At 41.9% G+C, this 15693-nt stretch carries 11 protein-coding genes; all 11 read left to right on the top strand.

All coding sequences use genetic code 11. The annotated features are described in order from the left end of the window. Positions 1-219: 219 nt before the first annotated feature. A complete protein-coding gene (locus HKX40_RS05765) occupies positions 220-744 on the top strand; it encodes a DUF2889 domain-containing protein (RefSeq protein ID WP_343043009.1) in 525 nt (174 codons plus the stop codon). Between the two features lie 201 nt (positions 745-945). Continuing rightward, complete coding sequence (locus HKX40_RS05760) at positions 946-4191, top strand: autotransporter outer membrane beta-barrel domain-containing protein (RefSeq protein WP_171588619.1); 3246 nt, start codon at positions 946-948, stop codon at positions 4189-4191. A gap of 317 nt (positions 4192-4508) precedes the next feature. After that, the gene (sucC, locus tag HKX40_RS05755; protein WP_171588618.1) at positions 4509-5672 is read left to right on the top strand and encodes an ADP-forming succinate--CoA ligase subunit beta; all 1164 of its coding nucleotides are present in this window, start codon (positions 4509-4511) and stop codon (positions 5670-5672) included. Positions 5673-5683: 11 nt separating this feature from the next. Beyond that, positions 5684-6565: a succinate--CoA ligase subunit alpha gene (gene sucD / locus HKX40_RS05750; protein ID WP_171588617.1), complete on the top strand. Its 882-nt coding sequence runs from the start codon at positions 5684-5686 to the stop codon at positions 6563-6565. Between the two features lie 189 nt (positions 6566-6754). Continuing rightward, positions 6755-7537, top strand: coding sequence for a TerC family protein (locus HKX40_RS05745; protein ID WP_171588616.1), 783 nt, complete (start codon positions 6755-6757; stop codon positions 7535-7537). Positions 7538-7728: 191 nt separating this feature from the next. Continuing rightward, positions 7729-8682 carry a hydroxymethylbilane synthase gene (hemC, locus tag HKX40_RS05740; protein ID WP_171588615.1) on the top strand — a complete coding sequence of 318 codons (954 nt, stop codon included), beginning with the start codon at positions 7729-7731 and terminating at the stop codon, positions 8680-8682. A gap of 12 nt (positions 8683-8694) precedes the next feature. Next, entirely contained in the window at positions 8695-9927 is a 1233-nt protein-coding gene (locus HKX40_RS05735; RefSeq protein ID WP_171588614.1) for a uroporphyrinogen-III synthase, read from the top strand. Positions 9928-9967: 40 nt separating this feature from the next. Then, the gene (locus tag HKX40_RS05730; protein WP_171588613.1) at positions 9968-11992 is read left to right on the top strand and encodes a uroporphyrinogen-III C-methyltransferase; all 2025 of its coding nucleotides are present in this window, start codon (positions 9968-9970) and stop codon (positions 11990-11992) included. 13 nt (positions 11993-12005) lie between these two features. After that, on the top strand, positions 12006-13397 hold the full coding sequence (locus HKX40_RS05725; protein WP_171588612.1) for a heme biosynthesis HemY N-terminal domain-containing protein: 1392 nt from the start codon (positions 12006-12008) through the stop codon (positions 13395-13397). Positions 13398-13586: 189 nt separating this feature from the next. Beyond that, positions 13587-14114: an inorganic diphosphatase gene (gene ppa / locus HKX40_RS05720; protein ID WP_171588611.1), complete on the top strand. Its 528-nt coding sequence runs from the start codon at positions 13587-13589 to the stop codon at positions 14112-14114. A 235-nt stretch (positions 14115-14349) separates the two neighbouring features. Beyond that, positions 14350-15693 carry a Na(+)-translocating NADH-quinone reductase subunit A gene (locus tag HKX40_RS05715; protein ID WP_171588610.1) on the top strand — a complete coding sequence of 448 codons (1344 nt, stop codon included), beginning with the start codon at positions 14350-14352 and terminating at the stop codon, positions 15691-15693.

The following is a 15693-nucleotide window of genomic DNA, read 5'->3' as shown; positions in this document are numbered from 1 at the left end:
TGTAGACTTTTTCGTACCTATAATATGCCATGGTTTAGTGTTGTAAAGTTTCAGTTAAATTTTTGCTGAAACTTTATTTTTTATGGGGTTTTGGTATGATTTTTACCGAGATTTTTTATTTTGAATAGAGTTTCAGTTAAGTTTGACTGAAACTTTGTTTTTTAAGAAGTTTTAGGTAAATTTTAATGAAAACTTTTATAGCAACCATGGAGAAATAAGGTGAATCGCACGCCCATACATACACGCAAAATCCAAATGGACTCGTTCTTGCGTGAGGATGGTTTGTGGGATTTAGAAGCGACTTTATTAGACGTTAAGGCCTACGACTTTACCAAGAAAAACGGCAAGGTCATGCACGCAGGTGATGCTGTTCATGATATGAAAATTTGTATTACAGTGACGGAGGCAGGGGAGATTGTGGCTGCCCAAGCGCAGTATGTTGCTGCCCCTTATGAGCAATCCTGTTATAGCATTAGTGAGGCTTATCAGCAATTAGTCGGTATGCATTTGCTAAGGGGATTTCGCCAAAAAGTAAAGGAAAAATTTGCTAAAACAGCAGGTTGCACACATATGTCAGAGTTGGTGGCTCTGTTACCGACGGTATTTGTCCAAAGCCTTTCTAAGCAAAGAAATCAAAAAGACCAACATTTAGGAAGAAAACCCTTTCAATTAGAAGGTTGTCACGCCTTGCGTTTGGATTCAGGAGCGGTGAAAGAGTTTTATCCGGAGTGGTATAAAAAATGATTATCTGCTGTTGATGTATTATTGACCAGTTGGGGAGGGTTAAGAAAAGAGAATCCTTTTCAGACAAGAAAGTTTTTTGTTTATTTTTTGTTGCAATATTCTATTTGTAACACATTGACTTGTTTTTTTTTTTTTTGTTACCTTAAGCAGCTAAGGCGAGTAGTAATGCCTTAAATCAGTAGGATAATAAAGGAATCATTAATGAAAAAACCAAGTCAATTATTCAATATTATTTCGAATAAAAAAGATAATTATTTAGGTAAAAAGTTCTATTTATCTACTTTGACCACCGCAATACTAGGGGCGGTGCCAGTCTTTGCTGTAGCGAATACAGCAGATCAAGATACTAAGACTTATACAGTCAATACACCAACGATAGTGCCTATCACAGAAGGTCCTGATTTATTCAGGGGTAAGCCAGTGAAGCATGGTCGGTTATTTGCTAACGTTGAATTAGCGGGGGCAGACGGAAGTGATGTGGCGAGTAATCCTGCCGCCAGCATGGCAGAGGTCAGCGGTTATACTCTTAATATCCAAGAAGCGATAACTTGTCCTTTGGCGGTGACAGAACAAGCATGTCCAATAGGAGCTGCTCGTATTGAGCACGACGGTAATCCCAATGCTATAAGTAATAACAACAAAGTTGTGCTAAGCGATAGTGCTCAGATACAACCAGCAGAACCCACTACAAAACAAATTTCAGTATTTGGTAGTTATGTCTACTTGTACGATAAGGCGGATGAGTCTGCTGTGAATGCAGTAGTGAAAGCGGACAATAATCAGGTTATCGTAAATAATCTTATTTCACATAATCAACAAAATATGGTGGGAAGTTCCATATACGTTTCTACACCATCTGCACAGACAGGGGCTATTGATGTGCATTCTAGCAATAATAGCGTTCTAATTGAGCAGGCAACCATTACAAAGATTCGTAACGGATCCATTACAGGGGGGAGTGTTAGTGCCAATGGTAAAAAGGCAGTTAGTGTGAGTGTGTTGGCCGAAAATAATAAAGTTGATATTCATAATGGAAGTTTTACTTATGACATATGGGCGGCAGGAGGAAAAAACCAGTTGGTCGCTAAGATTTTAGGCGCGGAAGTTTCTGCTTCTACAGGAAGAGATGGAATAGCATCTTTAATAGCAAACAATAATAGAGTATCTATTCAACAGGGTAATTTTAATAATCTATTGAATGGTATCATCGGTGCAAGCATTACTTCTAGTGCAGCACAATCTAAAACAACAGCACAGAATAATGCGGTGAAAATTGCAGGGGGTACTTTTACTGACTTATCCCAAGTGACTGGGGCAAATGTTCAATCAGGAAGTCAGGGAACGAATATAGTGGGGAATAAAGTAGACATCTCAGGAGGGGAATTTATTGCTCGTGGTGATTCTACTCCACAGGGAGGAGTATTGAATCCTTTAAGTCCTTCTTTTATGGGTGGTTTTGTATGGGGAACATCGACAGGGATAGTTGTAGCTAGTCAGAATAGTGTTGTTATCTCTGGAGGGCAATCAGAGAAAATAGGACCTATCTGGGGGGCAGTAGTACAATCGCAAAGCGTAGAACACGCATTGAATGAAAATAGTGTGAAAATTTCAGGAGGAACATGGGGTGCTGTGAGCATTGTTGATGGTGCAGCATCTTATTCTGCACAAAATAAAGCTGAGTTGAATCGTAATACTGTTGAAATTTCTGGAGGTCAGTTTTCTAAGCCTATCGACAATATATTTGGAGCAAGAGCAATTTTGGGCTCACCCACTGGAGACACGCAAGAGCTGACAGCTACAGGCAATCAGGTATTGTTGAGTACTAACGTTCCTGCTAAATTTGTTGCTGGTGTTTATGCTGGTGGTTCCGACTTGAGTAAAACGACATTAAAACTTACAGATAATAAAGTCATTTTGTCATCAGCGCCAGTATTAGATAATGCGATAGTTTCTGGTGCTTATGTTCCTCCAGCATTACTCTCCAAAGCCGTTAGCGCGGATATTTTCACAGGGAATACTTTAGTTTTGGATAACTATACGGGTACTAGCAAATTAGGTTCTGTTGGTAACTTCCAATACTACCAATTCGTATTACCTGAAAGTCATGTGGTTAATGAAAGTGTAGCCTTGACAACAACTGATTTATTACTAGATAGTCCAACAGATGCCAATAAACACGCGGAAATTCAATCTGTCAGCTTTGCAGGTAGTCCGAGAGCATTAAATGTGGGTGATAAGATTTACTTGATTGATGCTGATACTATTAACGGCACACTCGGCAATAAAGACCAAACACTTATGGTGCAACAAGGGGTAACTTTAGAAACAGAAACCATTGTTAAGCAAGAACCTAATAAAATTTATTTATTGGTGGATAGATTAATTGGTGCAGAAGAACCGCAACCACCTGTTATTCCTGAGCCAGAACCAGAACCTGAGACAGAAGAGCAACCATCAGGACCTGAAGTTTCACAACCAATTGCTGAAACGCCTGTTCCTGTCGTTGCCTCACATGTAAAACCTGAGGCTAAAACATTCAGTGAAGGATATTTGGCTGGTGCGTTAGCAACTATCAGAGCAGGTGACCTACTTGCAGGACAAGGTATTACAGAAGCAAAACTTGTTAAAGAACGCTTTGCTAAATGGAAAGGTTTTGGTATTGCTTCAGGCATTAAAGGGCGTTATGACACAGGCTCTCACATTGATACAAGAGATACCTCTATGATTGTGGGTTTAGTAAGAGGTTTTCACTTAGATAAAGGTGATTTAACTGTCGGTGCATTCTTTGAAGCGGGACGTAGCCGCTATGATACCTACAATGATGTGATTGAAGGTGGAGTGGGTAACGGTACGGTTGATTATAGTGGCGGTGGTTTATTGGCACGTTTTGATGCTCGCAGTGGTTTTTATGCTGAGGGTAGTGTAAGAGCAGGCCAAGCGCGTAATCAATTTGACAGTGGTTTAGTCGATGGTTTTGGCCGAGTCGCATCGTACAAAGCTAATGCAGCTTACTTCAGTTTTCATGTGGGATTGGGGTATGAATGGCAGCTTAATGACAAGCTAGGTTCAGAGGTTTATGCAAAATACTTGTACTCACGCTTGAATGGTAAGGATGTGGTGACGACGACAGGAGATAAATTGTCGTTTGATTCTGTAGAGTCTCAACGTATTCGTGCTGGAGGTCGTTTGCATTGGAAGCTAACTGATAGAGTGACCCCTTATGTAGGACTTGCTGTAGAGCAAGAGATGGGAGGTAAAGCAACTGCAACGACTTTTGGATTGCCAATCGCAGCCCCAAGCCTTAAAGGAACATCTGGCATGGCAGAAGTGGGTTTACGTGTCTTGCCAACAGAGAAGTCTGGTTGGGCAGCGGATATCAATGTTAGAGGATATACAGGCAAACGCAAGGAAATTGGCGGTAACTTAAGAGTAAGTTACCGATTCTAAGAGGATAGCGTAGATTTTATTACTCCATATGGGCGGTGTAGGCAGAAGTGTCTACACCGTTTTTGATGTCATCGCTATTAAAATCAAATTTGATTGCTATTGACTTGTTTATGCTAGTGTGCACTTTCAATGTCATTTAAAAGAGTCTTTTTTCCCTGATGTTCCACATTGAAACATTTAAGACATTTGTTTTTTTTCAAGCTATGTTACAATGCTGAGTTGTTGATTAAATTTCTCAGAAATTAATCGCTACAGCAGTTTTTCTTTTAACCAGTGTCCTTAGTATTAAGGGTTTATTCAATTCTTATAGGTTATCTATGAAGATTCATGAGTATCAAGGCAAAGAGCTTCTCAAGAAATTCGGTGTGAATGTACCTCGCGGCATTCCTGCCTTTTCTGTTGATGAAGCTGTTAAAGCAGCCGAACAATTAGGCGGCCCAGTTTGGGTAGTTAAAGCCCAAATCCATGCCGGTGGCCGTGGTAAGGGCGGTGGCGTTAAATTAGCACGTTCTATTGAAGAAGTTCGTGAGCTTTCTTCACAAATTTTGGGTATGCAACTTGTTACCCATCAAACAGGTCCTGAAGGTCAAAAAGTACGTCGCTTATTGATTGAAGAGGGTGCAGATATTAAGAAAGAATACTACGTCGGTATCGTTACTGACCGTGCTTCACAACGTGTGTGCGTAATGGCATCTAGTGAAGGTGGTATGGAAATTGAAGAGGTGGCCGCTAAAACACCTGAGAAAATTCTTAAAGTGTTTGTAGATCCTGCTACTGGTTTGACACAGGCTGATGCAGAAAGCCTTGCTCGTGGTATTGGTATCCCTGAGGCTTCTGTGGCTGAAGCAGCAGATCAGTTCCAAAAATTATACAAAGCTTATTGGGATACAGATGCTTCTTTAGCGGAAATTAACCCATTGATTTTGACTGGTGACGGTGGTATCCGTGCGTTAGACGCTAAATTTAATTTTGACTCTAATGCGTTATTCCGTCATCCAGAAATCACGGCTTATCGTGACTTAGATGAAGAAGATCCTGCCGAGGTAGAAGCAAGTAAGTTTGACCTTGCGTACATCCAACTTGATGGTAATATCGGTTGCTTGGTAAATGGTGCTGGTCTTGCGATGGCAACTATGGATACGATTAAATTGTTCGGTGGTGAGCCTGCCAACTTCCTAGATGTGGGTGGTGGTGCAACTGCTGAAAAAGTGACCGAAGCTTTCAAAATCATGTTGAAGAACAAAGACGTTAAAGCGATTCTTGTGAATATCTTTGGCGGTATTATGCGTTGTGACGTGATTGCTGAGGGTGTTATCCAAGCTTGCCGTGCCGTAAACTTGAGTGTACCTCTTGTTGTTCGCATGAAAGGTACTAACGAAGAACTCGGTAAGAAAATGTTGGCTGACTCTGGTTTGCCTATTATCAGTGCTGATACGATGGCTGAAGCGGCAACCAAAGTTGTTGAAGCAGCAAAGAAATAAGGAATTAAGCAATGTCTATTCTTATCAATAAAGACACCAAAGTGATTACCCAAGGTATCACTGGTAAAACTGGTCAATTCCACACTCGTATGTGCCGCGAGTATGCCAACGGTAAAGAATGCTTCGTGGCTGGTGTAAATCCAAAACGTGCAGGTGAGGACTTTGAAGGTGTACCTATTTACGGTACAGTTAAAGAAGCTAAAGCAGAGACAGGTGCGACTGTTTCTGTGATTTACGTGCCACCAGCTGGTGCTGCAGCAGCGATTTTAGAGGCTGTTGAAGCAGAGTTAGATTTGGCTATTTGTATCACAGAGGGTATTCCTGTTCGTGATATGTTAGAAGTGCGCAATCGTATGCGTGAGCTTAATAGCAAAACCTTGTTATTAGGTCCTAACTGCCCAGGTTTAATCACGCCTGACGAAATCAAAATCGGTATTATGCCTGGTCATATTCACCGCAAAGGTCGTATCGGTATCGTTTCACGTTCTGGTACATTGACTTATGAAGCAGTGGCTCAAGTAACTGAACTAGGTTTAGGTCAATCTTCTGCGGTGGGTATTGGTGGTGATCCAATCAATGGTCTTAAACACATTGATGTATTGAAGATGTTCAATGATGACCCAGATACTGATGCCGTTATCATGATTGGTGAAATCGGTGGTCCAGACGAAGTGAATGCAGCTTTATGGGCTAAAGACAACATGAAAAAACCAATCGTTGGCTTTATTGCTGGTGTTACAGCGCCTCCAGGTAAACGCATGGGTCACGCAGGTGCCTTGATTTCTGGTGGTGCCGATACAGCAGAAGCTAAATTAGCTGTGATGGAAGAGTGCGGTATCAAGACAACACGCAATCCATCAGAAATGGGTAAATTATTGAAGTCTATTCTTTAATAATTTAACTTCTTTCGACAAAGCCGTCATTACTAACGTAGTGGCGGCTTTTTTATTCATTAATCTAAAAAACAGTTACATACTGTGTTATTGCACGTATATTTGAGGTTTTTAAGGTAAACTATAGCGTTTGATAGTCCCTTATGTTTAAGGGTATTTGTTCTCTTATCGATGCTTTAAAGGAAGGACATGTTAGAGTGGTTTGAATCAATTCACTGGGGTGTAGTGGGTAGTATTGTCATGATCGACATTCTACTCGGTGGTGATAATGCTGTTGTGATTGCATTGGCTTCACGCAATTTAGAAAAATCCAAACGTATGCAAGGTATTCTGTGGGGGACTGCAGGTGCCATTGCTATGCGTATTGCATTGATTTTTGTAGCGATGGAATTGCTTCAAATTCCATTTGTTAAAGTGGTCGGTGGTGTATTGTTACTATGGATTGGTATCAAACTCTTGCTTCCTGAAGACGAGGGGCATGATAGCATTCAAGGGGGTACAACGATTTGGTCCGCCGTCAAGACCATTATCGTGGCTGACTTTGTGATGAGTCTAGATAATGTTATCGCTATTGCAGGGGCTGCACAACATTCTCATGCAGACCACCAAATGGGTTATGTGATTTTTGGTTTACTGGTTTCTGTTCCCATTATTATTTGGGGAAGTACACTTGTGCTTAAACTTATTGACCGTTTCCCTATTGTAGTGATTGGTGGTGGTGCCTTACTCGGTTGGATTGCAGGTGGTATGTTCTTGACGGATGTTAAAGTCATTGAGTGGCTTTTCACCGAAGGGCAGATTGTCAACTGGTTCAATGTCATTCCTGAGTGCGACTTAACCAAGTTAGAGACACTTTCTCATTGTATTCCTAAGAATATTAAGTTAACAGCAGAAATTATTGGTGCTTTATTTGTTGTGGTGGTTGGCCTCATTCTGGCAAAACGTAAAAAGGCCCAAATAAATGCAGCGTAACGTATTAATCACCTACACTGCCATAGCGTATGTGGGTGTTTGTCGAATGTAAGAAGAGGTTGGTTATGAGTAATCAAGTGGATAAACAAAAAACACACTTATCGCTATTGCAATGGTTAGGTATTGTATTTATTCTAGGTGTAGTACTTACTGTAGCAGCTAATTATTTACGCTAGAAGATAGGAAAAAGCATGGCAGTTAAGCAAATTCCATCAAAGATTGTTATTGCGACACGAGAGAGTCGTTTGGCATTATGGCAGGCAGAACACGTACAAGCCCGATTATCTGCGCTTTATCCTGATACCCAAGTTGAGTTGCTCAAGATGACGACACGAGGAGATCAGATTTTAGATAAAACCTTATCCAAGGTGGGTGGTAAAGGATTGTTTGTCAAAGAACTTGAAACCGCCTTATTAGATGGTCGTGCTGATTTAGCCGTGCATTCTCTTAAAGATGTTCCTGTGGATTTACAATCGCCATTTCAACTTGCCTGTGTGATGGAACGTGAAGATCCTCGTGATGCTTTTGTTTCTCCTAACTATGCAAGTCTAGCGGATTTGCCTGCTGGGGCTATTGTGGGGACTTCCAGTCTTCGCCGAGAAGCTCAAATTCGTGAACGTTATCCGCATTTAGAAGTCAAACCATTACGAGGTAATTTAGATACTCGTTTACGCAAGCTAGATGAGGGGCAATATGCGGCAATTATTCTGGCTGCTGCAGGCTTAAAACGTCTCGGTTTAGCTAATCGTATTCGTGCCTATCTTTCTATTGACGATAGTTTGCCAGCAGCAGGTCAAGGGGCGTTAGGCATTGAAATCTTAGAAAGTCGTACAGATATGTTTGCTCTATTGCAGCCATTAGTTGATAGTACAACACAGAGCTGTGTAGCTGCTGAGCGAGCAGTATCCTTTGTATTGGGAGGCTCTTGCCAAGTGCCGTTGGCTGCTCATGCGACATTACAGGATAATATGCTAGCTATTCGTGCATTGGTGGCATCAACTGATGGTAAGCAGATTTTACGTGCTGAGTTGTCTGGTCCTGTTTCTCAAGCCAAAGAGTTAGGCGTAGAAGTGGCTCAGCAACTTAAAGCTAAAGGGGGGCAAGCATTGGTAGAGCAAGCACTCGCTCAAGCCAAGGCTTCCTAATAACTCAAAGTTATGCACCACCTAATTGTTCTTACCCGTCCAGAAGCCAAGAATCAAGCCTTGGCTTCTGACTTATTGAACCTATGCAATGTTTCCATAGATGATTGTCAGTCTGAAGTTTCTATTGACAATCGTCGGCTTCATATTTCCATAGATGATTGTCAGTCCAAAGTTTCTATTGACAATCGTCAGCCTCATATTTCTGCAAAGCAGTTTTCTTCTATCTCTTGTAAAGAGAAGAGTAGGGTACAGATTCTTTCTATGCCTGCTTTAGCGTTAAAACCTTTTAGTTGGGCAGAGTTAGCTGATAAGGATAGACTCACGCTAGAAAACATTCATACTTTTGATGCCATTTTCTTTGTTAGTGCCTATGCGGCAGAATGCTTTTTCCAATTATTTACCAAGGCGACTGATAACAACTCAACCCAATCATCAAATTATCACACAACCGCAAAAGACAGCTATGTTGAGCAAGGTGGAATAGGTGCAAATAGGGCTTTGTTAGGGGAAAGTCCCAGTCACACAACCGCAAAAGACAGCGATGTTGAGCAAGGTGGCAGGGGGGTAAAAGAGGATAATGCCCCTACATCAATTTTTCCCCCGTTGGTAAAGTCTATTAATGCTGCCTTACTTTGTGTAGGTCAATCCACACGTGATTACTTGTACCAAATAGTTGGTGGTCAATCGGACATTATATCTCCTGTAAATGGTAATGACTCTGAGGCATTGTGGGATACTTTAGTGGCTCAGGATAGGTTGAAAAAACTACATAAAATACTGATAGTGCGTGCAGAAACAGGTCGTGATTGGTTGCAAGAACAATGTCAAAAATATGGTATTGATGTGGTCACTTTACCGATGTATCGAAGAGTACCTGCTACATTGACAAAAGAACAAATTCAGGTTTTTCAATCCTTGCCTCTGTCTACTACCGTGCAGTGGTTGTTCACAAGTAGTGAAGGGGTAGAGGCGATGTTGCCTACCTTATTCCAACTAGGTATTTTTGATGGGCTTTCTCATCCATCTTGTGATTATGTGGAAAAACACGCTATGGTGGATAAGTCGTTGCTTTGCAAACACCATTTTTGGGTGATTCATCAACGTATCGCTATGACTTTACAGCAATGCATGGCTAGTTTAAGTCATGGTGAAATTCACCTGTCAGAACAGGATATTTCTATTGTCCCAGCAGAAAATACGCGGATAAGTAGTGCGATTGCTAGGTATCTAGACATAATAGGCTAAAATGCGTATAAAATGTACTAATAGTATTCGGGGGTTTGAGATGACACAACGGCATAAATATCGTACAGGGAGACGTGTTCCTCGCCAACGTCAACAACATAAGGATGTCAGCGTGAGTGCGACAGAGTCGACATTGTCAAATCCAATATCACATCAACAAGGGTCAGGCGCTATGAAAGAAAATGAACCACTAGTACAAGTAGAAACACATCAACAAGATAGTTCGGCGACCTCTGAGTTGGCTAAGGTTGCTCTTGAGGGGTTTGTGGCGACATCGGCACCAACAAAAAAAGTTGAGAATTCCATCGAGTCTTCAACAGAATCACTTAACTCTGAGCAGGAGAAACCTTGTACTTCGGATAAATCTTTTGAAGCTGAAACAAAAGAGCAGTTGTCAACAGAGGCTGCGTCTCTTGAGACGGCAGCAGAAGCGGCAGTTTCTCATTTTGATGAGCAGAAGATTGGTGATGATGGACAAGACGATTCCACTAGTACGGATACCGCAGGTACATCCAAAAAGGGTAATGTTGGTAAATCAGTGATGACTATTGTTGCATTGGCAGCACTTATTGGTGGCGGTTATTATTATGCCAAAGAACAAGGTTTTATTGGTAGCTCAGAGAGTGTGGTGAGCAATGATAATACCAGTGCGGATTCAGCGTCTGCCGATAATGCAGATAAAGCAAATATGACTGCAGGTTCAGAGTCGACACCAGAAAATACAACGAGTAGTTCAGCATCTACAGCCTCTGACAGCTCAGCAACATCTACAGCTTCTGATAGCTCAGCAGCGCCTACAGCTTCTGATAGCTCAGCGGCATCTACAGCCTCTGACAGCTCTGCAACATCTACAGCTTCTGACAGCTCAGCGGCACCTACAGCTTCTGACAGCTCAGCGGCATCTACAGCTTCTGACAGCTCAACAACATCTACAGCTTCTGATAGCTCAGCAACATCTACAGCTTCTGACAGCTCAGCCGCATCTACAGCCTCTGACAGCTCTGCAACATCTACAGCTTCTGACAGCTCAGCGGCACCTACAGCCTCTGATAGCTCAGCACAGCCTTCTGCAGATGCGGATAACACCACACCTCCCCCAACAGGCTCGGATAATACTGCCTCAACGACATCTGCTGGTGCATCTACTGAGGTGGCAAACACTCCTGCCTCAGATGCTAGTGTAGCTTCTTTATCGGCAGCATTAAAACAACAAGAGCAACAAATCGCTCAACTTACCGAACAGCTTAAAGCAGCGCAGGCAGCAATGGCTGATCAGCAAGTGAAATCAGAGCAACAACAGGCTTTACGGCAGACTTTGCATAATCTGACACAGTTGTATCAGTCAGCTGATTTTGAGCGTACTGTACGCGTGAGCAAGGAAAACACTTTAAAAGCCTTGGCAGTACTTGAGTCAACATTGGCTTTACAAAGTGGTGATGAGTGGAAAGCAGTGCGTTTAGCTGTTGAACAAGATATTGATACACTTAAAGCCTCGACAGACGTGAATTTGGACAAGTTATTCCAAGCGACCAAGGGGCTTTCAGAATTATTAAAAGTTGCACCTTTTGTTAGTGCTGAAAGTGGTCAGGGTGTGATTGTGCCTGTGGAATCCTCTGAAATACAGGAGACCAATGCGGCAACACCTGCAGAGACAACTTCGTGGTTAGACAAGGCGATTAACCATGTTGAGAAATTTTCTGGTGATGCTTATAACGCGATTCGTTCAGATTTAGGAGGGTTAATTAAGGTTGAAAAGCTCTCCAATCCAGAAGTGGCACTTATGTCGGTTGAACAGGTACAGCAATTACGAGAAGAAACATTGCGTCAACTAAGCATTGCACAAGAAGCCTTATTAAAACGTCAACAAACTATTTGGGCAGAAGCGATGCAAAAAGTCGAACATGCATTGACAACTTATTACAATACCAATGTCGATGTTGTACAACAAGCTGTAGCTTTAGCCCATCAGCTAGCAGGCACTTCTGTTGCTTCACAGTTACCTGACTTGCAGCGTACTCAGCAAGCATTAGAGCAACTTGCCCGTCAATTACGATTAGATAACTAACAAGGGAAAAACTATGCGAGCAATTATCAAATTATTAATTCTGTTTGGCTTGGCAATCCTTGCAGTGTTCTTTCTCAGAAACAATACCGATGTGGTGATGCTTATTACAGGTGATGAGCGTCGTACAATGTCTTTACTCACAGCAATTCTTTGCTTATTGGTTATTTTTGCTGTGTTTTATGTTGTGGTACGCTTAATTGCTAAGATTCTCAGCTTTCCCAAAGCAGTATCACAGTGGTCGGATAAACGTCATACAGATAAAGATATTCTATTGCTTGAGAGAGGCTGGATTGAGTTACTCGAAGGGCGTAGTGATAAAGCTGAAAAAAATCTATTGCGTTTAGTTGACCATACTAAGGATGCTAAACGCCAAATTGTAGCGAGCTTGGCAGCGGCAAGAGCAGCACATAATTTAGCACATTATGATAAACGAGATGCCTTGTTAAAAGAAGCTCGTCAGAAAAGTCAATCTACCCCTCAGTTGGAGGCGGCGGTGGCAACAGTACAAGCAGAGTTGTTGCTAGAGCAGGGCAATGGTCAAGCGGCTTTGGAGCATCTTGCTTTTGTGAAAACAGTTGATGCTAAAAGTACTCACGTCTTACAACTTTTTTTACGGGCATACCGTCAGACAGGTGATACATTAAAAATGTTTGATGTGGCACGTCAGTTGCTGCGTAAGTATGCCTTGACGCAAAATGAGTTCCATGCTTTGGTGGAACACTACGGTACTATTTACATGGCCAATGCCTCCTATCAAGAGGCCACAGCATTTTATCAAGCCCTCAGTAGAGAGGAAAAAGCGATTGCAGATGTGGCGTTGACCATTGCTACCCGTTATGATCAGCTAGAGGAATACCGTAAGTCTCGAGAAGCATTAGAATTGGCCTTGAATCGTCAATTAGATTCTCGCCTTTTAGCACAGTATGTCAAATGCCCGGATTCTGAGCTTAATGATCGTATTCATCAAGTTCAGCAGTGGTTATCGGTCAATGAAAATAGTGCTGAGTTGTTATGTGTTCTTGGTCAGTTATGTTTAATGGCTAAATTATGGGGGCAAGCGGAGCGTTATTTGACCAAGAGTCTGCATCTCCAAGAAAATGCCAAGGTTCATGCCTTATTAGGGGTGCTCAATGACCGTCAAGGACGTCCTCAAGAGGCAATGCAGCATTGGCGTTTGGCATCTGGTTCTTCTGTTATTACAGCTACTGATAATAGCGGTGTATTGGCTGCGGCAGATACTAGTAACGATCCCGAGGTACCACCTGATGTAAAAAACCTTAAGAAGCTGGATGATCATTTTCTTGCGAATAAGGTTGAGACAGGGCGTGGTATTATTGATAAGAAAACCGATGACGAATTTTTTGATTCCGCTCCTATTCCTGGTATCCATGCCAACAAGGAATAGTGCAAAGTACTTGCCATATTACTGAGTGCTGATACAGTACAAAGCCAGTTTGGCTAGTATTATACCGTTTGACCTTCTTCACTTGTTTTAAGCAATAGAATAGGGTCAAGATATGCTCACCATGGTGATGTGATATGTTCAGTCATCGGTGATTTAATCCCTTTTATCAACTTTTTATAAGGTAGAAAAATGAGTTTAGCAAATGTTCCTGCAGGTTCTAAATTACCTGAAGAATTCAATGTTGTGATTGAAATTCCTATGAATTCTGATCCTGTTAAATATGAAGTAGACAAGGAAAGTGGGGCAGTATTTGTTGACCGCTTCATGTTGACAGCAATGCATTACCCATGCAACTACGGTTATATTCCTCAAACATTATCACTTGATGGTGATCCTGTTGATGTGTTGGTTAAGACCCCATTCCCTGTACAAGTGGGTTCAGTAATTAAATGCCGTGCATTGGGTGTATTACAAATGGAAGATGAAGCAGGTCAAGACGCTAAATTACTAGCAGTACCTGTTGATAAACTTTACCCACTGTACAGCAATATTAAATCTGTAGAGGATTTACCTGAAACTGAATTAAAACAAATTCAACACTTCTTTGAACATTACAAAGACCTTGAAAAAGGTAAATGGGTAAAAGTAACTGGTTGGGCAGGTCCTGATGCTGCCAAAGCAGAAATCCAAGCGAGTGCAGAGCGTTATCAAAAATAACTTGGTGGTCTTTGTTTTCGTATATAAAAAGCCTCTCAGAGAATCTACTTATTAGAGAGTATAAATGAGAGGGATAGGCTCCTGTTTATAAGCAGGAGCCTTGTTTTTTACATATAAATTTGCACAGATAAAGAGCAATTCATCAAATTTAAATAATTGACAAGGTTTTTCGTGCTGGAAATAGCTGATTGGGTTACAATGGGGAGTTATCAATTAACGACATTAACCCAGACACATGATTAGAATCAAAAAAGGTTTAGATTTACCTATCGCAGGTAAACCTGAGCAAGTTATCTATGATGCTAACCCTGTTACAGAGGTGGCTTTGCTCGGTGAGGAATATGTAGGGATGCGTCCTTCCATGAAAGTTCAAGAAGGAAGTGTTGTCAAAAAAGGGCAGGTCCTTTTTGAAGACAAGAAAAATCCTGGCGTTGTGTATACGGCACCTGCAGCAGGGCAGGTAGTAGCTATTCATCGTGGAGAGAAGCGAGTATTGCAATCCGTGGTTATCTCTGTACAAGGAGATGAACAGGTCGTTTTTGAGCGTTATCCTGCTGCATCATTGGTAGCGTTAAGCAATGAGCAAGTGCGTGCCAATTTAATCGCTTCTGGTCTATGGACAGCATTGCGTACACGCCCCTTTAGCAAGGTACCGGCGATTGATGCTCAACCTGCGGCGATTTTTGTCAATGTGATGGATACTAATCCTCTCGCAGCAGACCCTACTGTTATTGTTGCTGAGCGTAAAGATGATTTTGTGCATGGTCTTACTGTGATTAGTCGCCTTACTGATCGCAAAGTTCACGTCTGTAAGGCCTTTGGAGCGGATATTCCCACTGCTCCAGTAACCAATATTGAGGTACATGAGTTTGCTGGTGTGCACCCTGCAGGTCTCACAGGTACACACATTCACTTTATTGAACCTGTAGGTATCAAGAAAACCGTTTGGAGTATTAATTACCAAGACGTCATAGCGATTGGGCGTTTGTTTACTACTGGTGAGCTTGATGCTTCTCGCATCGTGTCCTTGGCAGGGCCTCAAGTCAAGAATCCTCGTCTTGTGCGTACCGTCTTGGGCGCTAAAATCTCTGATTTGACGGCAGGTGAGTTGCAATCAGGTGAGAATCGTGTGATTTCTGGCTCAGTACTTCATGGTGCTACTGCCACAGGTCCTCATGACTATTTGGGACGTTATCATTTGCAAGTTTCCGTGATTGCAGAAGACCGTCACCGAGAACTGTTTGGTTGGGTAAAACCCAGTGCGGACAAGTACACGATTACACGGACGACATTAGGTCATTTCCTTAAAAACAAACTCTTTAACTTTACTTCTTCTATGCATGGTAGTGAGCGTGCTATGGTGCCTATTGGTACTTATGAACGCATCATGCCACTAGATATTTTGCCAACATTGTTACTACGCGATTTAATCGTTGGCGATACAGATAGTGCCCAAGCGTTGGGTTGCTTGGAATTAGACGAAGAAGACTTAGCACTTTGTAGCTTTGTTTGTCCCGGTAAATATGAATATGCATCCTTGTTACGCAAGGCTCTCGACAAGATTGAGAAGGAAGGTTAA

The sequence above is a fragment of the Pelistega europaea genome (assembly GCF_013133775.1).
Lineage (GTDB): Bacteria > Pseudomonadota > Gammaproteobacteria > Burkholderiales > Burkholderiaceae_B > Taylorella > Taylorella europaea.
The sequence above is the reverse complement of the archived record's forward strand: the minus strand, read 5'-3'. Positions and strand labels throughout refer to the sequence as shown.